Source organism: Prescottella soli (assembly GCF_040024445.1).
GTDB classification, from domain to species: domain Bacteria; phylum Actinomycetota; class Actinomycetes; order Mycobacteriales; family Mycobacteriaceae; genus Prescottella; species Prescottella soli.
On record NZ_CP157276.1, the window covers coordinates 3,012,374 to 3,031,805 of the forward strand.

At 71.8% G+C, this 19,432-nt stretch carries 16 protein-coding genes; 10 read left to right on the forward strand and 6 right to left on the reverse strand.

Annotated features, from left to right (window positions below):
• Position 1: 1 nt before the first annotated feature.
• The 5 genes from ABI214_RS14090 to ABI214_RS14110 all read right to left on the reverse strand — a co-directional run bounded on the left by ABI214_RS14090 (position 2) and on the right by ABI214_RS14110 (position 8,663).
• Positions 2–760, reverse strand: a complete 759-nt coding sequence (locus ABI214_RS14090; protein ID WP_348603158.1) for a hypothetical protein — start codon at positions 758–760, stop codon at positions 2–4.
• A 64-nt stretch (positions 761–824) separates the two neighbouring features.
• Positions 825–1,406, reverse strand: a complete 582-nt coding sequence (sigM, locus tag ABI214_RS14095; protein WP_348603159.1) for an RNA polymerase sigma factor SigM — start codon at positions 1,404–1,406, stop codon at positions 825–827.
• A 59-nt stretch (positions 1,407–1,465) separates the two neighbouring features.
• On the reverse strand, positions 1,466–5,194 hold the full coding sequence (murJ, locus tag ABI214_RS14100; RefSeq protein ID WP_408586975.1) for a murein biosynthesis integral membrane protein MurJ: 3,729 nt from the start codon (positions 5,192–5,194) through the stop codon (positions 1,466–1,468).
• Positions 5,195–5,628: 434 nt separating this feature from the next.
• Positions 5,629–8,040 (reverse strand): glycoprotein, encoded by a 2,412-nt coding sequence (locus tag ABI214_RS14105; RefSeq protein ID WP_408587043.1) that lies wholly within the window; start codon positions 8,038–8,040, stop codon positions 5,629–5,631.
• A gap of 68 nt (positions 8,041–8,108) precedes the next feature.
• Positions 8,109–8,663, reverse strand: a complete 555-nt coding sequence (locus ABI214_RS14110; protein ID WP_348603162.1) for an NUDIX hydrolase — start codon at positions 8,661–8,663, stop codon at positions 8,109–8,111.
• A 112-nt stretch (positions 8,664–8,775) separates the two neighbouring features.
• Here ABI214_RS14110 and ABI214_RS14115 point away from each other — a divergent pair, with 112 nt between their 5' ends.
• The 10 genes from ABI214_RS14115 to ABI214_RS14160 all read left to right on the forward strand — a co-directional run bounded on the left by ABI214_RS14115 (position 8,776) and on the right by ABI214_RS14160 (position 18,122).
• The gene (locus ABI214_RS14115; protein ID WP_348603163.1) at positions 8,776–10,230 is read left to right on the forward strand and encodes a CCA tRNA nucleotidyltransferase; all 1,455 of its coding nucleotides are present in this window, start codon (positions 8,776–8,778) and stop codon (positions 10,228–10,230) included.
• Positions 10,231–10,270: 40 nt separating this feature from the next.
• Positions 10,271–11,266, forward strand: a complete 996-nt coding sequence (locus ABI214_RS14120) for a cytochrome c oxidase assembly protein (protein WP_348603164.1) — start codon at positions 10,271–10,273, stop codon at positions 11,264–11,266.
• Between the two features lie 79 nt (positions 11,267–11,345).
• Complete coding sequence (locus ABI214_RS14125; RefSeq protein WP_348603165.1) at positions 11,346–11,753, forward strand: TOBE domain-containing protein; 408 nt, start codon at positions 11,346–11,348, stop codon at positions 11,751–11,753.
• Entirely contained in the window at positions 11,750–12,547 is a 798-nt protein-coding gene (gene modA / locus ABI214_RS14130) for a molybdate ABC transporter substrate-binding protein (RefSeq protein WP_408586972.1), read from the forward strand. The genes ABI214_RS14125 and modA overlap by 4 nt, the downstream gene beginning before the upstream one ends.
• Complete coding sequence (locus ABI214_RS14135; protein WP_348603166.1) at positions 12,544–13,350, forward strand: ABC transporter permease; 807 nt, start codon at positions 12,544–12,546, stop codon at positions 13,348–13,350. The genes modA and ABI214_RS14135 overlap by 4 nt, the downstream gene beginning before the upstream one ends.
• Positions 13,347–14,453, forward strand: coding sequence for a sulfate/molybdate ABC transporter ATP-binding protein (locus ABI214_RS14140; protein ID WP_348603167.1), 1,107 nt, complete (start codon positions 13,347–13,349; stop codon positions 14,451–14,453). Before ABI214_RS14135 ends, ABI214_RS14140 begins: the two co-directional genes overlap by 4 nt.
• A gap of 154 nt (positions 14,454–14,607) precedes the next feature.
• Positions 14,608–15,339 (forward strand): glycerophosphodiester phosphodiesterase, encoded by a 732-nt coding sequence (locus ABI214_RS14145; RefSeq protein ID WP_348603168.1) that lies wholly within the window; start codon positions 14,608–14,610, stop codon positions 15,337–15,339.
• 187 nt (positions 15,340–15,526) lie between these two features.
• Complete coding sequence (locus ABI214_RS14150; RefSeq protein ID WP_348603169.1) at positions 15,527–15,844, forward strand: hypothetical protein; 318 nt, start codon at positions 15,527–15,529, stop codon at positions 15,842–15,844.
• Complete coding sequence (locus ABI214_RS14155; protein WP_348603170.1) at positions 15,841–17,577, forward strand: alpha/beta hydrolase; 1,737 nt, start codon at positions 15,841–15,843, stop codon at positions 17,575–17,577. The genes ABI214_RS14150 and ABI214_RS14155 overlap by 4 nt, the downstream gene beginning before the upstream one ends.
• Before the next feature lie 23 nt (positions 17,578–17,600).
• Positions 17,601–18,122: a hypothetical protein gene (locus ABI214_RS14160; protein ID WP_348603171.1), complete on the forward strand. Its 522-nt coding sequence runs from the start codon at positions 17,601–17,603 to the stop codon at positions 18,120–18,122.
• 4 nt (positions 18,123–18,126) lie between these two features.
• On the opposite strand, the gene ABI214_RS14165 is transcribed toward ABI214_RS14160, so the two are convergent.
• Entirely contained in the window at positions 18,127–19,431 is a 1,305-nt protein-coding gene (locus ABI214_RS14165) for an MFS transporter (protein ID WP_348603172.1), read from the reverse strand.
• Position 19,432 lies beyond the last annotated feature (1 nt).

Genomic DNA, 19,432 nt, shown 5'->3' on the forward strand with positions numbered 1-19,432 from the left:
CTCAGCCGATTTCGGCCTGCGTGAGCAGGTCCGGAGTGGTGGCGTCGCAGTCGGTGCCGACGACCAGCGCGGTGAGGGCCGGTGGGTGCGGTCCGGCGAGGAGCATGAGCACGGCGTCGCCGCCGCGGAAACGCACGGCCCGGGCGCCCAGCACGGGTGTCGTTGGTTCGATCCCGTTGGCCTGCAGGCAGGCGCCGCGGATCTGCGGGTCGGCGAGGCGTCCGACGTCCGCCCCACCCTTCGCGCCGTGGAGCAGGGCGAGCACCTGGTTGCCGTCGAGGTCGCTGCCGAGGTCGGCGACCGGATCCCCCGACGTCGTGGACGTCGGTGTCGCGATCACCGCAGGAGCCGTCGAGTCGGCGTCGTCGAGTCCGGTGAGCGCGAACACGAGGGCGACGGCGGCGGCCGTCGCGGCGACCGCGACGGTCAGCCACGTCGCCGTACGTCGTCGCGAGGGTGCGTCCCTCAACGACGTGACCGCACCGGCCGAGCCGGCATCCTGCTGTTCCAGGGCTGAATTGATGCGAGCCGCGATCTCCGGAGGAACCGGGGTCCCGATGCTGTGATCGCGCCCCACCTCGCCGAGGCGCGCCGAGACGGCGTCGAGGGCGTCGAGTACCGCGAGTGCGTCGGAATCCTGCCGCACGAGCGGCCACAGGCGGGCGCTTACATCGTCGGGTAGGACGCCGGCGTGCAGGTCGGCGAGCAGTTCCGCCGAGAACGGGGGGCCGAGCATTTCTGCGCCGTCGTGGACCGCCATCTCACCTCCTACCCGCGGGTTCCGGGGCACGATCGTGCCTTCAATTGGTTCAGACGCGGGGAGATCAAGATCGGTTCCCTACATCACGCAAGTATTCCAAATGCGAGGCCAGCTTGGCGCGGGCGCGGGCGCAGCGGCTCTTGACCGTCCCCTCCGGCACACCGAGCCGCTGCGCGGCCTCGGCCACCGAATACCCCTCCATGTCGACGGCGACGATCGCGGCCCGCTGCTCGGGCGGCAGCCGCAGCAGCGCCCGGTCGACGAGCAACGCGGTCTCGCGCTCCGCGATGTGGTCCCGCTCGTCGCGTGGATCGACGGTCTCGTCGGACGACAGCGACACCGTCGGTCGGGCGCGGTTCCGCCGGATCCGGTCGAGGCACGCGTTCACCACGATCGTGTGCAGCCAGCTGCGCACGGCCGCGTCCTCCCGGAACGACCCCGCCGTGCGGTGCGCGGACAGCAGCGCCTCCTGCAGCGCGTCGGCCGCGTCCTCGACGGTGTAGCTCGTTCTTCTCGCAACATGCCAAAGATGGTCGTAGTGCCGGCTCAGCAACTCCGCGAACGCGCCCCCGTCACCCGACGCGTGCGCTGCCAAGAGTTCTGCATCCGACAGACCAGATTTGGCGACCCCCCTGAAGATTCGCACCGGCGGATGTTAGCCGATCGGTTGCCCGGCGGTCCCGTTCGGGACCGGCGCGAATCCGGTCAGGATGCGGCCGTGAACGCCACCTCGGCGATCCCGGACTGGTTCTTTCCGCCCGTCGTGCTCAGCCCGGTGATCCACACGAGGACGTTCTTGGTGGCGTCGTCCGCCTTCAGCGGGATGTCCGTCACGCCGTTCTGCAGCGTCGCGTTGCCGATCACCCGCGTCTGGTCGAGCGAAGTGTTCGGCGACGGCGCGGTGCGGATCTCCACCTGCGTCCCCGGGCTCGGCGACGTGATCTGCATGCTCGTGAGCTTCGCGGCGTCGGGCAGCGTCACCATCAGACCCACGCCGGGCTTGAGCGCCGGGAAGGGCTGGAAGTAGGCGTCGGTGTTCCAGACCGTCGCCGGGTTCCCGTCGATCGCCAGACCGGCGTTGGCGGCGTTGTCGGGCGTGCCCTGCGGCGAGAACACGGTCGCGCTCGCCGGCTTCACCGGTCCCGTCGCGGGCGGCGGCGCCGCCGACGTGGGCGCGGCGGACGTCTCGGACGCCTCCGCCGACGTCGTCAGGCCGAGGTTCTGGTTCGTCAGTGGCTCGTCGGAGTTGCCGCCCGCCAGCAGGTTCGCCAGCCACCAGCCGATCAGCGCGAGCACGAGCACGGTGAGCGCGCCCAGCGAGACCAGCGCGATGAGGGTGCGGTTCGACTTCTGCTTCTCCGCCGCGACCGCCTCGGGATCGGCGAGCGCGTGACTGTCGCTGCCCGGCACCCGCTGGCCCAGTCGCAGCGCCGGCATGAGATCGGTCTTCTGGTCCACGACCGTCGCCTGGTCGAGGATGTGCTGCACGGTCGCGGCCGCGCGGATGCCGCTGTCGCCGCCCAGTGCCCGCACCGCGACCGCGGAGATCTCGAACGGGACCTCCGGGCGCACCGCGCGCGGTTCGACGGGCCGGCCCGACGGGTCACGGTCGGCCGGACGCATGTCCTCGGACGACTCGGCGCCCGGCTCGCCCAGCGGCCACCGAGCCGTGATCAGGGCGTAGAGCATCGCGCCGAGACCCTTGACGTCGGCGGCCGGGTCGGCGTCGGACAGGGTTCCCGGGAACGCCATGACGGCGTCGCCGGCGGTGCTGATGCGGATCCGGTCGGGGTCGTCGATCGACAACGCGCTGCCGCCGCGGTGCGCGGCCTCCGCGGCCGACGCGAGCGCGCGCACCGCCCGGGCCGCACCGATCGGCGACGGCTCGGTCTCGGCCATCTCCTTCAGCGACCGGCCGGGCGTCCACTCGGCGACGACGATGCCACCCGAGCTGCCACGCACGACGTCGAGGACGCGGGCGAGGCCGGGCGAGTTGATCCGGCCCAGGCGCAGGGTGCGGGACAGGATCGCCTGGGGGCCGTCGGGACCCGTCGCGGCGGGCCCCTCGGCCCGCTGCTCGGCGTCGACGAACGTGAGCGCGACCTCGCGGTCGAGCTTGATGTCGAGTGCCTGCCAGAACTGGAGCCCGCGGGCACCGCCGTGCGGCGCGAGGAGCCGGTAGCGGCCACCGGCCACCGACGCACCCGCGATCAGCTGCGGTCCGCGCAGGCGGCGCGGTTCCGGAACGGCGCCGGTCACGCGCAGCGGCGGCAGCTGCGGCGAACCGATCGGGAAGACGCCGGTGTCGACGTTGAGGTCGCGACGGCGGCGGCGTTCGCGTTCGCGTTCACGCGCCGCGTCATCGGAAGTCGCTGCAGCAGAGCTGGTTTCGTCCGTGTCGTTCGGAGCGGGCGGCGTCGTGGACTGGTCGTCCGTCGTGTCCGCGGCGGCCGTGTCCGCCACCTTCGTGGTGCCGTTCTCGACGTCAGTCGCCGTGCCGGACTTCTTGTCGGCACCGTCGTCGTCGCTCACACGCGCTCCTTCTATGAACTCGTCGGGAATATAGTCCCCACCGACGTATGCCTCGCTGCGTCCAGGGTACGGGAGACCGTCCGGTCTATCGAGGGCCCGCGGGAGGTCGCGGATCACCGGAATCAATTCGGTATCAGGCTCGTACGACGATCCCACCGCGACCGCGGCCGGCGTCTCGTCGATTCCCGCGCCACCGCGGCTGCGCAGCCCCGGGATCCTCCGCTGGACCGCGACCGTGATCGCGACGACCTCGGGCACCTTCGCGAGCCACATGAGGATGAACGTGACCACGAGCATCAGCGATCCGGTGATCGCGACGCGGATCATCGCGCCGGGGCCGCCGAACGACTCCGACAGCCGGTCGAGGCCGAGCAGCGTGTCCGCCGCGAACATCGCCACCGCGCCGGCCGCGGACGCGAGCAGCACCACCCACACCGTCTTGCCGACGTTCGCCATCCTCAGATCGCCGAGGCTGCGGTGCAACAGGAACCCACCGATGAACGCACCGGCCACGTACGCGAGTCCGTTCGCGACACCGAGCAGGACCACCACCTGCTGGCTGTCCGAGGCGAGCACCGGTGCCAGCGCGGACAGCGCGATCTTCACACCGGTGATGCCGAGCACGATCCACGTCGGGGTCCACGCCTGTTCGCGCGCGTAGAACACGCGCAGGTGGATCAACACCAGCGAGTACGGGATGAGCGTGAACGCCGACCAGCTGACGGCCTCGCCGAGCCGTTCGGCGTTGCCGGTGCCGAAGTTGCCGTAGCCGTACAGCGCCTGTCCGATCTGGGGACCGGCGAACGTGAAGAACGTGATGACCGGGATCAGCGCGATCATCGTCAGGCGGGTCGCCACGGACAGGTCGTCGACGACGGCGGGGGTGTCGTCGTCGGCCGCGTTGCGGCTGAGCCGCGGCATGATCGCGGTCAGGACGGTGACGCCGAGGACGCCGTACGGCAGCTGCAGCAGCAGCCACGCGTTGGAGTAGATCGCCGGACCGGCCTCGTCGGCGTGCGCCGAGACGCGCGTCGCGAACATCATGCCGAGCTGGCTGATCAGCACGTACAGCACGATTGCGACGGCCATGCCGCCGAACTGCTTGAGACGGTCGTCGAGGCCCCACAGCGGGCGCAGGGAGACGCCCTGCTTGCGGATCGCGGGCAGCAGGCTCACGGCCTGCGTCACGACACCGGCGGTCACGCCGAGGCCGAGCAGCAGCACGTGCGGGTCGCTGATGCTGACCGGGTCGAGTGAGATCTCGCCGGGCAGCAGCCAGTACGCCGTGAGGATGGCGAGCACCACCAGGTTGTTCAGGACCGGCGCCCACGCGCCCGGTTTGAACACCTGCCGGGTGTTCAGGATCGCGGTGAGCAGCGCCGAGAGTCCGTAGAACAGGACCGCTGGCAGCAGCAGGAAGACCAGCGCGGTGGTCAGCTCCGTGTTGACCTCGCCGTCCTTCGGCAGGAAGACGTAGGTCGTGAGGAGCGGCGCGGCAGCGGTCGCGAAGAGCGTCGCCGTACCCAGCAGCGCGAGCGCCGCCGTGAAGAGTCTTCGGATGAACGCGGCGCCCTGATCCTCGTCCTCCTGTTCGGCCCGGACCAGCACCGGCACGACGATCGCCGTGAGCACCGCGCCGAGCACCAGCTCGGAGATCATGTTCGGGATCTGGCTGGCGACGGTGAACGCACTGGCCACGGCCGGGCCGAGCGCCGTCAGCAGCAGCAGCTGCTTGAGGAAGCCGGTCATGCGGCTGATCAGCGTCGCGATCGCGATCGACCCCGTGGCCGCGAGGAGGCTCTTCTTCTGCGGTTCCTTCTCGGCGACAGCCTGCGGCTGTGTCTGCGGCTGCTTCTGTGTCACCGGTGCCGGTGCAGGTGCCGGTGTCGGCCGCGGAGGCATGGGGCCCGGCGGACCGACCCGGGGCGGCATCGGGCGCGGAGGCAGGGGGCGCGGACCACCCGGGGGTCCACCCTGCGGGACGGGACGCGGACCACCCGGCGGCATCGGCCGCGGGCCGTTCGGCGGCATCGAGCGCGGCGGCATCCGGTGCGGACCACCCTGGGGCTGCGGCCGCGGCGGGTTCTGCATCGGGGGGTTCTGCGGCACGGGCCGCGGGGCGCCCGGCGGGGGCACGGGGCGCGGACCGCTCGGCGGCACGGGCCGCGTGCCACGCGGCGGCATGGGCCGCGGCGGGTTCTGCGGCCGCGAGCCCGGCGGCATCGGTGGTTGTCCCTGGTCACGCGTCGGCCGGGGCCGCGGCGGCTGCGAGGTCCCCGGGTCCCGTGGGGTCGGCCGCGCCGACGACCGATAGCCCTCGCCGGGAGAGTTCTCGGTCATTGACGTTCATACCCTTCGTCGGCTCGATCCGGCTGGCCCCGGAACCGGTGCCAGAGTCGGCGCCCGGCGAGGAGCAGCAGGAGTGCACCAGCACACGCGGTAATTATCGCCAAAGCTTGCCCGTATGCATTCGACCGCACCGTGACCGAAGTCTGTTCGCCCAGCTCATGGCCGCTTTCGGTGGTCAATGAGAAATCGACCACCATGGTCCGCGAGTCGGAGATCTCGGCCGGCACCTGCAGCGACCGGCTGCCGCGGGGCGGCAGCTGTTGCGGCCCGATGTCGGTGATCCGCACCCCATCGGGGGCGTCGACCTGCAGTTGCACGGTGATCGCCACCGGCAGGTCGTTGCGGGCCACCAGCAGCAGCGGGCTCTGCTCGGACGCGAGCGTGTACACGCCGCCCGGGGCGAGGATCGTGACCGCCGCGTACATGCCGTCGATCGCGTGGGCGACGTTGCCCACGCGTGTGTGGGCGTCCTGCTCGGCAGCGGTGGCCGTCGCGGTGCTCTGGTCCCGTCGGCCCGACAGACTCATGGAACGCAGCAGGTCCTCGCGCAGCGGTGCCATGAACCGGGTCGGCGTCAGCGGCACCTGCGGGTCCTCGACCAGCGCCTGCTTCATCTGGTCGATGCGCGGGCTCTGCATCCCGACGCCCCATTCGATCGACTCGGGGGTGCCGTCGACGATCGCGCTCTGCGGGTAGGCCAGATCGGCGACGTCCGCCGTCGTGGGCCGCTGCTCGGCGACCCGCTCGAGGGGGCGTGCGGTCGCGAGACCCGACCGGAGCAGGGTGGCGACGGTCGACAGGACCGCGGAGGCCTCGTCGCCGTCGGCGGACCACTGCTGCGGCGGGACGATCAGCATCGACCGGTCCGACGTGCGGCTCGACGCGGTGGCGCCCGACGAACTGCCCGAGCCCTGCAGCGACAGCCACGTCACCGCGCCCAACGCGTCCTGCAGGCGGGCCGTGCGCGAGTCCCGGTCCAGGTTGTAGCGCGCGCGTTCGGGAACGTACGACGGCGTCTGCGGGTCGGAGCCGACCGCGGCCAGCGCGGCGGCCGCCGAGACGTCGAAGAGGGCGGCGTCGACGGCGTCCTCGCCGCCACCCGCGATCGTCACCTTCCGCGCCGACGACGGCGTGGACTCGACCGCATTCGCGGCCAGCAGCGTCGTGGTGGGCCCGAGCCCGTGCAGCATCTGTGCCGACGACTCGTCGAGGACGCCGGCGTCGGGCCAGGTCACGTGCCGCAGCGAGGTCACGCCGAGGATCGAGTCGACGATGTCGGCCGGCGACTCCAGCGCGCTCCGGGTCAGGGTGTCGTCGCCCAACCGGCTCAGCGCGGCGAGGTCGACCTGCGAGAACGGCACCGCGGTGATGCACATCTTCCGGGCGAGCGTCTCGAGCCGGTCCAGCCACGCCGCGGCCGCGTCACGTCCCACGCCGTCGTGGGCGGAACCGGTCGGATTCGCCGGGTCGTCGACCACCAGGTAGCCCTGGGTCATGTTGCTGACGGTGATCAGCAGGTCGGGGTCGACGGCCAGGCACATGCTGTCGGTGAGCCGGCGGTCGCGGTCCATGTCGGGGCCGGTCGCGATCTCGGCGGCACCGAGGAGTTGGTCGAGCCGGCCGCCCTTCGAGAGGGAGCCCGCGAGGTCGTCGTCGGCCAGCCGGACCTTCTCGTTGACCGATCCGGGGATCCCGGCGGCCAGCTGTGGCTCGTCGGCGAGCGGCCACAACATCGTGACCGCCAGCGGGTCGGAGGTGTCCGGGGGAACCGGGGCGGTCGGCGAGGTGGAGGCCGAACCCTGCGGGGTGCTGTCCGTGGTGCCCGACACGTGCGGCAGACCCAGCACCGGGAGCAGGAAGCGGGCGTCGTCGAGGCGCGCCTGTCCGCCGTAGGCGGGGGTGCCGTTGACGTTGACCAGCAGCGGGTAGACGCCGGGTGCGGTGATGTCGAGGGACGACCCGGTCAGCGAGCGCAGCGGCAGCGACAGCGTGAACTGCTTCCGCTCCCCCTCGGCGAGGCTGTCCGTGACCTCGACGAATGGCCCGACGACGTCGAACTCGCCCTGATCGAGCTCCAGCGACGTGCGCAGCTCCAGGCTCGAGGCCACCGCGGGGGCCCGCTGGAGCCGGACCCCGATGTCGGTGACCGGGCGGTCGCCGACGTTCGTGACGGTCCCGGTGACGGTGACGACGGGTTCGGTCGTGGTCGTCACCGTGGTCGGCGTGACGTCGTCGATGTGCAGGTTCAGGAACTCGGGCTGCGCCCGGGACTTGGTCACCGGCGCCCGGGTGGTGGACGTGGTCGTCTCGGATCCCGTTCCGGGCCCGGTCGACGTCGTGGTCTGCGCGGATGCGGAACCGGCGCCGATCGTGCCGAGCAGCACGGCACTGATCAGCATCAGGACGAGCGTCAGCGCCGTGAGAACGGTGGCACCGGATCGTCGCCATGCCGGACGCGATGCCACTGTCATTCCGCGTCGGACCCCCTGGTGCGTGAGGGTTCCATGTCCGCGATCAGCTGGCCGGCGATCTCCGCGAGCTTGCGCTCGTCGGCGTAGGCCAGGCGGGAGTCGAGTTCCGACAGCGGCACCCAGGCCACCTCGGTGACCTCGATGTCGGCGTCGGACAGCTCACCGCCGAGCGACCGCATCAGGTAGTGGTGCACGGTCTTGTGGACCCGCCGGCCCTCGGTGACGAACCAGTAGTCGATGCTGCCGAGGGAGGCGACGACGGCACCCCGGATGCCGGTCTCCTCGGCGACCTCGCGCATCGCGGTCTGTTCGGCGGTCTCGCCCTGCTCGATGTGGCCCTTCGGCAGCGACCACAGCAGGCGCCCGCGGCGGTCGGTGCGTCCGATGAGGGCGGCGCACAATTTGTCCTGGGGGCCGCCGAGGCCGTCGACGACCAGTCCTCCGGCGGAGGTTTCGCGCACGGTCCGCATGTGCGGAGTGGCGGACCCGGCGCCCGCGCCGCGCCGCCGCGAGGAGCGGCGGTTGCGGTTTGCACGTTCGGCGGCGGACACCTCATCGATCGTAGTTGACAAATCAGGAGCGGCCGGACTCCCACGCCCGCATGGGTGAGGGGCCACTGCATGCGCATTCCGCTATTTGTCGACCTCGGTAAGGTTTGCTGACGTGAATGCCCCCACCTCCGACGCCGAACGGCGTGCCCGACTGCTCCGCGGTGCGCGCGAGACCCTGAGCGCCCTGTCGGACGTCCTGACCCCGCTGGGGGCCAGGTTCGCCGCCGCCGGACACGAGCTGTACCTGGTGGGTGGCAGCGTGCGCGACGCGGTCCTGGGCCGTCTGGGTACCGATCTGGACTTCACCACCGGGGCCCGTCCCGAGCAGGTGCAGGAGATCCTGCGCGGCTGGGCCGACAACCAGTGGGACACCGGCATCGCCTTCGGCACCGTCAGCGCGGCCAAGGGCGACGATCAGATCGAGATCACGACGTACCGCACCGACACCTACGACGGCGTCACCCGTAACCCCGAGGTGCGGTACGGCACGACGCTCGAGGAGGACCTGGTCCGGCGCGATTTCACGGTCAACGCGATGGCCGTGCGGATCGCCGCGGACGGCTCGTTCGATTTCGTGGACCCGTTGAACGGTATGGGCGCGCTGCTGGAGGGCGTGCTGGACACCCCGGCGGCGCCCGAGATCTCGTTCAACGACGATCCGCTGCGGATGCTGCGCGCATGCCGGTTCGTCTCGCAGCTCGGGTTCACCCTGGCGCCGCGGGTGCATCAGGCGATCGTCGACATGGCCGGGCAGATCGACCGGATCACCGCCGAGCGGGTACGCACGGAGCTCGACAAGCTGATCCTGGGCGAGTACCCGATCGACGGCATCAACGTCATGTGCGAGACGGGGCTCGCGGAGCGGGTGATCCCCGAGATTCCCGCGATGAAGCTCGAGATCGACGAGCACCACCAGCACAAGGACGTGTACTGGCACTCGCTGACCGTGCTCAAGCAGGCGATCGATCTCGAGGACGGCGACCCGGACCTGGTGCTGCGCTGGGCCGCGCTGCTGCACGACATCGGCAAGCCCGACACCAAGCGCAACGAGGCGGGCGGTGGCGTCAGCTTCCATCACCACGAGGTGGTCGGCGCGAAGCTGGTGCGACGGCGGATGCGGGCGCTGAAGTACTCCAAGCAGATGGTCGAAGAGGTCGGCCAGCTCGTGTTCCTGCACCTGCGGTTCCACGGATACGGCAAGGGGCAGTGGACGGATTCGGCGGTCCGCCGCTACGTCACCGACGCCGGCGACCTGCTGCCTCGGCTGCACAAGCTGGTCCGTGCCGACTGCACCACCCGCAACAAGCGCCGCGCCGCGGCGCTGCAGGCCACCTACGACGACCTCGAGGTGCGGATCGACCGGATCGCCGAGCAGGAGGACCTGGCGCGGGTGCGCCCGGACCTGGACGGCAACGCGATCATGGAGCTGCTCGGCATTCCCGCCGGCCCGCAGGTGGGCAAGGCGTGGAAGTTCCTCAAGGAGCTGCGGCTCGACCGCGGTCCCCTCGACCGTGACGAGGCGGAGGCCGAGCTGTTGAAGTGGTGGGCGGACCAGCCGAAGGGTTGATCAACGAGCTTCGGCGGCTCCACCGGCGCACAATGGGGCGGTGGCTTTCGTCGACGCCCCTTTGACGCTCTCCACCGCGGCGACCTCGTGGCACTGGGACGTTCCCACCCTCGTTGTCGTGGGAGCGATCGGCGCCGCGTACTGGCGGGCGAACGTGGTGGCGGCACGCCGCGGCGCGGGGGTGGGACCAGGACGTCGTAGCTGTTTCCTGCTCCTCGGGTGCGCGCTGTGGCTGCTGACCGCGCTCAGTTTCATCGGCGTCTACGCCGACACCCTGTTCTGGGTGCGGGCACTGCAGGTGGTGCTGCTGTTCATGGTGGTGCCGTTCGGGTTGGCCCTCGGGAAGCCGGTCACGGTGCTGCGCGACGCGCTCGGCTACCCGGGGCGGGCGCGGCTCGACGCGGTGTTGGCCGGCCGGGCCGCGCGGATGCTGACCTACCCGGCGACGACGTCGATCGCGGTCCTCGTCACGCCGTGGCTGCTCTACCTGACGCCCTGGTATCCGGCGGTCCTCACGAACGAGTGGGTCGACCAGCTCACCAGGCTCGCCCTCGTCGCGATCGGTTTCGCCTATTTCTATTCCCGCATCCAGGTCGATCCGGTCCCCCACCGGTACCCGCAGTTGATCTCGATGGGCATCACCATCGCGGAGGTTCTCGGCGACGGGATTCTCGGGATCGTGATCTGGCTGGGGCCCGAGATCGCCGCGGAGTACTACGGCCAGTTCCAACGCACGTGGGGACCGAGTCCGCGCACCGACCAGTCGATCGGTGCGGGAATCCTGTGGCTGCTCGGTGACGCGATCGGGATTCCGTTCCTGCTCGTGCTGATGCGTGCCTTCACCGTCGACGAACGCGCGAACGCGGCCGCGATCGACGCCGAGCTGGACGAACTCGAGCAGGCCGAGGATGCGGACGGTGCAGCGGCCGGTACCCAGCATGCGACCGAGGCGCCGGCTCAGGCGCCGATGTCGAAGCTGTGGTGGGAGAACGATCCGCAGATCCAGGAGCGGTTTCGACGCGAATCGGGGCGGTAGCGACCGGTCCCTATGACCGAATCGCAGATTCGGATCGGATCGATTGTTGGTCCCGCATCTGCGGATCTAGAATTCGTGGATGCCCGACATTCGGATACGCGATGCGGCCCAGTTGCTCGGTGTCAGTGACGACACCGTCCGCCGGTGGGTCGACGCCGGCACCCTCGACGCGCACAAGGACGACGCCGGCCGGATGGTCGTCGACGGTAAGCAGCTCGCGGAGTTCGCCCGCGCCAACGCGGCGCCGGCGCCCGAAAACCCGCTCGGCGTGGGCAGTTCGGCGCGTAACCGCTTCGTCGGGCTGGTCACCCGGGTGGTCGCCGACGGCGTCATGGCCCAGGTGGAGATGCAGTGCGGACCGTTCTCGGTCGTCTCGCTCATGAGTTCGGAGTCGGCGCAGGAGTTGAAGCTCGAGCCCGGCAGTGTCGCGGTCGCCGTGGTGAAGGCGACGACCGTGATCGTCGAGACGCCGGGGGCATCGTCGTGAGGCGCCTGCGGGTAGCGGTCGTGGCGCTCGTCGCGGTCCTGGCGACGGCGGTCGCCGGCTGCAGTTCGGGCGAGACGGAGGCCGTCACCCAGCCGGGCACCGAGCCCGGCACCCAGCCCGTCGAGTCGATCACGGTGTTCGCGGCGGCGTCGCTGCGGTCGACGTTCACCGAACTGGGTCGGCGCTTCGAGGCCTCGCACCCTGGGACCCGGGTGGTGTTCAACTTCGGCGGCTCGTCCGATCTGTTCACGCAGCTCGACCAGGGCGCGCCGGGCGACGTCTTCGCGTCCGCGGACACGGCGAACATGACCAAGGCGCGGGGCGCTGGCCTGACGGCGACCGACCCGGTGAACTTCGCCACCAACGTGCTGACCATCGCTGTCCCGCCGGGCAATCCGGCGAACATCACGTCCTTCGCGGACCTGGCGAGGCCCGGCGTGAACGTGGTCGTCTGCGCGCCGCAGGTGCCGTGCGGCACCGCGACGCGCAGGGTCGCCGACGCGGCCGGGGTGCGACTGTCCCCGGTGAGCGAGGAGTCCTCGGTCACCGACGTCTTCGGCAAGGTCGTCACCGGCCAGGCCGACGCCGGACTGGTCTACGTCACGGACGTCGCCGGTGCGGACGGCAAGGTCACCGGCATCCCGTTTCCGGAAGCCGTGCGGGTCGTCAACACCTACCCGATCGCGGTGTTGAACAAGTCCGAACATCGGGACGTGGCAGGAGAATTCGTCGCACTCGTCATCGGCCCCGAGGGTCGGCGGGTCCTGTCCGACGCAGGATTCGGCACGCCGTGATCGGCCGGCCGCCGGGGCGGATCCCGGCCGGACTCCCGGCCTGGATCTTCGTTCCCGCGGCCGTGGGCAGCCTCCTGGTGGTGCTGCCGCTCGTGGCGATGCTGGTCGGGGTGGACTGGTCCAACTTCGTCGGGTTGGTGACATCCGAATCGTCCTTGGCCGCACTCGGACTGAGCCTGAAGACGGCGTCGGTCAGCACGCTGCTGTGCGTCGTGCTGGGGGTGCCGATGGCGCTCGTGTCGGCACGGTGCCGGTTCCCGGGCCTGGCGGCGCTGCGCGCGCTGGTGCTGCTGCCGCTCGTACTGCCGCCGGTCGTGGGCGGTCTGGCGCTGCTCTACACGTTCGGCCGGAAGGGGCTGATCGGCCGCCACCTCGAGGTCGCGGGCATCCACATCGCCTTCTCCACCACCGCGGTGGTGCTGGCCCAGACGTTCGTCGCGCTGCCCTTCCTCGTGATCAGCCTCGAGGGTGCCCTGCGCACCGCCGGACGCCGCTACGAGGACGTCGCCGCGACGCTGGGAGCGCCGCCCACCACCGTGCTGCGCCGGGTGACGGTGCCGCTGGTGCTGCCCGGCCTGGTGTCCGGCGCGGTGCTCGCATTCGCCCGCGCGCTGGGTGAATTCGGGGCCACTCTCACGTTCGCCGGCAGCCTGCAGGGTGTCACGCGCACGCTCCCGCTCGAGATCTACCTGCAACGCGAGACCGACCCGGAGGCCGCGGTGGCGCTGTCGCTGGTGCTGGTCGTCGTGGCCGTCGCGATCGTCCTCGGTGCCCGGACCCGACGCGCGGCGGGTGCGCTGTGACCGGCCTCGAGGTGCGCGCGCGCGTCGAGTCACGCGGCCTCGACGTCGAACTCGCGGTCGCGCCGGGCGAGGTGCTCGCCGTTCTCGGGCCCAACGGTGCGGGCAAGTCCACACTGCTCGACGTCGTCGCGGGTCTGCTGCGTCCCGACGCCGGCCGTGTCGTGCTCGACGACCGCGTCCTCACGGACACCGCGAGTGATGTTGCGGTGCAACCACACCGTCGATCGGTGGGGCTGCTCGCCCAGGAGCCGTTGCTGTTCCCGCACCTGACGGTGCGGGAGAACGTCGCGTTCGCGCCGCGCAGCGCCGGGCGGGGCCGTCGCGAGTCGTACGCGGCTGCCACACGGTGGCTCGAGGAGGTGGACGCGGTCGCGCTCGCGGACCGACGGCCGCGGCAGCTGTCCGGCGGTCAGGCGCAGCGGGTCGCGGTGGCGCGGGCGCTGGCCGCCGAACCCGGACTGCTGCTGCTCGACGAACCGATGGCCGCCCTCGACGTCGGCGCCGCCCCGGCTGTGCGGTCGCTGCTGCGCCGCGTCCTGCGTACCGCCGACCGCACGGCGATCCTCGTGACTCACGATGTGCTGGACGCGCTTTCGCTCGCCGACCGTGCGGTGGTGGTCGACGGCGGGCGGATCGTCGAGGAGGGGGCGGTGGACCGGGTGCTGACCCGTCCGCGCAGTGGCTTCGCGGCGCGGATCGCCGGGATCAACCTGCTGTCGGGCAAGGTCGGCGCCGACGGCCTGGACACCGTCGCCGGGCCCGTCCACGGCATCACCGAGGACGGCTGCGTCCCCGGTGACCCCGCCGTCGCGGTGTTCGCTCCGGCCGCGGTCGCGATCCACCGAATCCACCCGGAAGGAAGCCCGCGCAACATGTTCCGCGTGCGGATCGCGGAGATCGAGGGCCGGCAGGGGCCGGGCGGGCACGGTCACGCCATCCGCGTGCGCGCCGAGGACCACAGCGACGGTTCCCCCGGGCTCATGGCCGATGTCACGGCCGCCGCCGTCGCGGAACTCGACCTCGCCCCCGGTGACGACGTGTGGTTCGCGGTCAAGGCCACCGAGGTGGCGGTGTATCCGGGCGGTCCCGCCCCGGGCGTCTAGCGAACCGCGTGCGGGTCTCGCGAAGCGCCTGTTCTTCGCCCCGTATTCGGTCCGGGTTCATCGGGTCCGCCGCCGTCCGTCACCTGCCTTCCATAGCTTTCACGCCGTCGCGCATCGCGTCCGCAGACCGCCTTCGAGGAGGGATCCCCAACCCGTGAACCGACCGCTGATCATCGCGCACCGCGGAAACTCCTCGGTGGCACCGGAGAACACGATGCTCGCGTTCCGCTCCGCCGTCCTGGCCGGCGCCGACATGATCGAGATCGACGTGCACGTCGATCGCGACGGCACCGCCGTCGTGATACACGACGACACCGTCGACCGCACCACCGACGGGTCCGGCGCGGTCGCCGACCTCGGCACCGAGCAGATCCGCGGCCTGGACGCGGGTGTCGGGTTCGCCACGGAGACGGCCGGGCAGCGGGTGCCGCTGCTGACGGACGTCGTGGACCTGATGGTCGCGCACCCCCACCTGCGGTTGCTCCTCGAGCTGAAGGGCGTGTGGGCGCCCGATCAGGTGCAGCGGATGTTCGAGGATCTGGGGCCGGTCCTTCCCCGCGTCCTGCCGCAGAGCTTCGACGTGCCGACCGTGCGGGCGCTCGCCGACGTCGCCCCCGACGTGCCGCGCGGCCTGCTGGTGGTCACGGTCGACGACGAGGTCTCGGCGTTGTGCGCGGAACTCGCGGTGGCGGCGTGCAATCCGTATGTCGGATTCGTGCAGGACGACATCGGTGTGGTCGCGAAGCTGCACGCCGCGGGGCTGCAGACCATGGTGTGGACCGCGAACGATCCGGTGCAGTGGCGGCGGCTGGTGGACGCCGGCGTGGACGGTGTGATCACCGACCGCCCGGACCGGCTGGCCGGGTGGCTCGACGCCCAGCGGTGAACTGGCCGAATGTCACAGGCGTCCAGTTGGACTGAACGCGTGTGACATTCGGTCGATGCACGGGGTTGTCCACAGCTGTGGACGGCGCCGGCGCAGGCTGTGGATAACCCCCCGTCGGAGTGCTCCTCGGTCCCGCCCGGTCGGGTAGCGTCCGGCTCGGAGGGAACAAGCGAACGGGGGGATGCCGATGTCGGAGGTGTGGGTCGACCCGGGAATGCTCGTCGACACCGCGCGGGCCGTGTCGCTGCTCGGTGACGGTGTCGACTCGGCGAAACCTGTTGCTGCGCTGACAGATACGGCCATGTTCGGATCGCAGACGGTCGCCGCGTGCGGTGCGGGTAGTCGCGCGGCGGCCCGCGCGGTGGCGGTCGTCGGCGACGGTCTGCGCCGGTGGGCGACGACCGCGGATCGGTCGGCGGACGAGTACACGCGTGTGGACGACGCGACCGCGCGGCGCCTGGTCGAGGTGGGGCGCGCCCTCCGGGTGGCGGGTGACGGCCGGTGACGGCGGCGACCGTGTCGCAGGCGCGGTCGTGGGCTCCCGCCGCGCTGGCCCGGCAGGCCGACGAGTGGCGGCGGGGCGCCGGTGTCCTGGACCGGGACCTGGGCGCGTTCGCGCTGGCGGTGGAGGCCGCCCGGGAGCACTGGGGCGGCAGCGCCGCCGACGCGGGGCGGGCGCGGGCCGACGAGATCCTCGCGCTCGGAACGCGGACGGCATCGGTCCTGCACGGGGCGGCGACGGCGGCGGACGCCGCGGCGGACGGCCTCGACCGCGCCCGGGCCGCCGTGCTCGCCGCCGTCGACGCCGCGCGGACGGAAGGGTTCGACGTCGGCGACGACGGTGCGGTTCGGGTGTCGCCCGCGATGGTCCCGATGTTCGTGCAGTCGGGGATGGACGGGTTGTTCGCCCGTGCCGTGCTCGAGCGTCGGGCCGGTCAGCATCGGGTCCTGATCGGGGCGGCGCTCGGCGATCTGGGTGCGGCCGACGGGCGGGCGCGGTCACTGATCGATGCGGCGTTCGCGGAACTGCCGCGCGAGGGCGATCCGGGCACCGGATGGATTGGTGTGCAGACGGTTCCACCCGCCCCACCGGCGTCCGCGAGCGCGCCGGACAATCATGCGTGGTGGGACTCGATGACCGCGTCGCAGCGACAACTGCTGCTCGAGACGTCCCCCGCCGTGATCGGCGACCGGGACGGACTTCCCGCCGAGGCCCGGCACCGCGCGAACCTCGCCCGGCTTCCGGCCGAGCGCGCCGCGCTGGAGGAGGCGCGCCGATCCCTGATCGACCGGGCCTCCGGTTTCGGCGGCCTCGCCGACCAGGCGGCGCGGGGCGTGCTGGCGGACGTGGCGGGGCGGCTCGCGGACCTCGACGCGATCGAACGTGCCCTGCTCGACCACCCGGAGCGGCGGTTGCTGGTCCTCGACGCGCGCTCCGGTGAGCAGGTCCGGGCCGCGGTGGCCGTGGGCGATCCGGACACCGCCGACCACATCGCGGTGACCACCCCCGGAATGAACGCCGGTGTGCGCGCGACGCTCGGTTCGATGACGGATGAGGCCGACGCGCTGCGGCAGGAAGCGCAGCGCCAGCTCCGGGCGACGCCGGGGCGCGGGCGCGAGACCGTGTCCGCCATCGCGTGGATCGGCTACGACCCGCCGCGGACGTCGGGCAGCGTCACCGACGCCGCCCGAGGCGGACTCGCTGTGGCACAGGAGGATCGCGCCCGCGCGGGTGCCCGAGCGCTCGCCCGCTTCTACGACGGCCTCGACGTCGCGCACACCGGGTCGGACCCACACATCACCGCCATCGGGCATTCGTACGGCTCCGTCACCACCGGCCTCGCGCTCCGGGAACCCGGCCGGCATCCGGTCGACGACCTCGTGGTCTACGGGTCGCCCGGTCTGGTCGACGTGCGCTCGCCGAGCGACCTCGGACTGGGGTCGCGGCACGCGTACGAGATGACCGCGGTCGGCGACGTGATCGCGCGTCTCAACCGGTTCGGCCCCGGGCCGTTCGGTGGTGGACCGTACGCGACCGACGGATTCACGCACCTCGGGACGGACGCCGTCACGACACCCGACGGGGTGCGCCGCGACGGGGCCGCCGGGCACAGCGAGTACCCGCGCGTCGGGGACGACGGACACCTGCGCACGAGTGGCTACAACCTGGCGGTGGTCGTCGCCGGTCTCCCGGACCGGGCGATCGTCGTAGCCGGACCCCGGGGCGGAACCGATTGACGCCGCCCCGCGTCCATCCAGGTATGGGAGCACTCGAGTACTGGTTCGGCACCGGCGACGGCGACCCGACCGTGTGGTCGTCGGCGGCGGATCTGGACCTCGACGGGGACGGCGAGTTCGATTCGGTGCGTCTCGATTTCGACGGCGACGGCCTGCTCGACGACGCGATGTGGGATGTCGACGGCGATGGTGTCGTCGACCGCGCTGTCCTGGACGTGGGGCGGTCGTCGGTCCGCTGGTTCGCCGATCCGGCGCGCGGCGGCGTCTGGGCGCAGGAGGTGCCGCGGGAGCCGGTCCCGTCCACCCCGCCACCGGCCCCGTCGGGGTGGCGCAGCGTCGACCACGACGGTGACGGTGCGACCGACGACGCCGTCGTGGATTTCGATGGTGACGGCTCGCCGGACGTGGTACTGGTCTCGACGCGCGACGGCGCCCGGTACGACACCGTGCTGGTCGCCGAGGAGGACCCGGACCGGCTGTCGGTGCGGCTGACCGACACCGACGGCGACGGCCGCCTCGACACGGTGCACCGGGGTGGGGCGTGAGTGTTCAGGCGACCGTGCGGCGGGAGTTGATCGCGATCCCGACGACACCGAGGGCGTAGATGCCGGCGGCGACGAGGACCAGCCCGAGTGACTCTCCGTCCGGCGCGACGACGGTGGCCGCGGCGGCGAGCGACGCGCAGAACGCGATGTTGAAGACCGTGTCCTGCAGCGCGAACACCTGCCCGCGGCGGTCGTCGTCGATGTCGATCTGCATCGCCGCGTCGCCGGTGAGCTTGACGGTCTGACCGGCGAACCCGAGCAGGAACGCGCCCACCAGCAGCAGCGGCTGGGACAGCGACGCGATGAGCGTGGCCTGCACGACGGTCGCGAAGACGAGCGCCACGGTGACGGTGCGCGCGCGTCCCAGGCGGGGGATCAGCCACGGCGTCGCGAGCGCCGCCAGCAGCATGCCGGCGGCGGTGGCACCCACCGCGACACCGAATCCGGCGAGGCCGGCGGGCAGCGGGGACGCGGCCGTCGGGTGGCGCAGGATGAGCACCATCAGGAGCGTGTTGATGCCGAACGCGATGCGATGGACGCCGATTCCGATCATCGTCGTGGTCACGCCGGGGGCCTCCCACACCGCCGTCGCGCCGGTGCGCAGACCGGCGAGGACCGCGTTGACGGTCGCGAGCGTCTGCGCCGTGCCAGGTTCCACGTCGGTTGGTCCGAGGGCGTGGAGGGCGAAACCGCTGACCGCCCAGGCCGCGATCACCGACCCCAGGGCGCCGACAGCGACCGCGATACCCGAGCCCAGGTCGCCCTCCCCCACCACCCCGATGATGGTGACGGCGGTTCCGGCGCCGAGGGCCGAGAACAACGACCCGGCGGTGGCGAGTACGGAATTGGTTGGCACCAGCCAACTCTGACGTACCACGTGGGGTAGGGACGCCGAAGCTCCGGCGAGGACGAACCGGCTGACGCCGATCGCGGCGAGCGCCAGGATCAGCAGCGGCGTCTCCCCCGCCCCGGCGATCAGGAGGGCCGCGATGACGAGGATGAGGCTGCCGCGCAGCAGGTTTGCCCACAGCAGCACCGCGCGGCGGTCCCAGCGGTCGAGTAGCGCGCCCGCGAAGGGGCCGATCACCGAGTACGGCAAGAGCAGCACCGCGAAGCCGGCCGCGATCGCGAGCGGCTCGGTCTCGCGTTCGGGGTTGAACAGGATCGCGCCGCCCAGCGCCGCCTGGAACAGCCCGTCGCCGAACTGGCTCGCGAACCGGACCGCCGTGAGGCGCGCGAGGCCCGGCGAGTGGCGCAGCGTCGTCGCGGCGGCCTCCCACGACCCCCGGACCGAACTCCATCTGCGCACA

Coding starts and splice junctions, on each gene's coding strand:
- ABI214_RS14090 (WP_348603158.1), bottom strand. CDS start 760: ATGGCGGTCCACGACGGCGCAGAAATGCTCGGCCCCCCGTTCTCGGCG.
- murJ (WP_408586975.1), bottom strand. CDS start 5,194: ATGCCTCCGCGGCCGACACCGGCACCTGCACCGGCACCGGTGACACAG.
- ABI214_RS14105 (WP_408587043.1), bottom strand. CDS start 8,040: ATGCTGATCAGTGCCGTGCTGCTCGGCACGATCGGCGCCGGTTCCGCA.
- ABI214_RS14125 (WP_348603165.1), top strand. CDS start 11,346: ATGCCCGACATTCGGATACGCGATGCGGCCCAGTTGCTCGGTGTCAGT.
- ABI214_RS14150 (WP_348603169.1), top strand. CDS start 15,527: ATGTCGGAGGTGTGGGTCGACCCGGGAATGCTCGTCGACACCGCGCGG.
- ABI214_RS14160 (WP_348603171.1), top strand. CDS start 17,601: ATGGGAGCACTCGAGTACTGGTTCGGCACCGGCGACGGCGACCCGACC.